Below are 543 nucleotides of genomic sequence, written 5' to 3'. Positions count from 1 at the left end.
AAGGAATTCATCCCCTAATGATACTGCCGTTCAAGAACTTGTTCTTAGAGCCCTGGAACACAAGGCTCTATTCGGGGAGTCATCTGTTTTAATTGATGCCCTTGTCCGAGAAACCGGCCTATTTCCCTACATGGATGAGGAGTCGCTATCCATAAAAGACCAAATCGCTTACGAATACCACAAGCCACTGAATATGGAGCGGGACGGCATAGTTTTCCACCGTGTCCAAGGAAAAGTATATAGACTACTCCTGTCTGGAAAGAATGTTATCTTAAGTGCGCCAACGAGCTTTGGTAAAAGTTTGATAATTGATGCATTAATAGCTACAGGAAATTATCAGAACATTGTTATTGTAGTGCCTACAATAGCCCTGATTGATGAGACCCGTAGACGTTTCGCCAAGTTTAGAGACAACTTCAAGATTATCACTCACCACTCGCAAGAACCTGGGGAAAGAAATATTTATACTTTCACTCAAGAGCGAGTTGTGGACTACGAACAATTTCCTGATATTGATTTATTTGTTATTGATGAGTTTTATAA

General features: G+C 40.7%; 1 protein-coding gene. It reads left to right on the top strand.

The window, feature by feature from the left end:
• Positions 1 to 543 (top strand): DEAD/DEAH box helicase (locus E1958_RS19785; protein WP_133513388.1); only part of this gene is annotated, 543 nt, incomplete at both ends.

It is taken from the genome of Candidatus Thiosymbion oneisti (genome assembly GCF_004359955.1).
GTDB lineage: Bacteria > Pseudomonadota > Gammaproteobacteria > Chromatiales > Chromatiaceae > Thiosymbion > Thiosymbion oneisti.
Note: the sequence above shows the minus strand (reverse complement) of the source record. Positions and strands in the feature narration are given on the sequence as shown.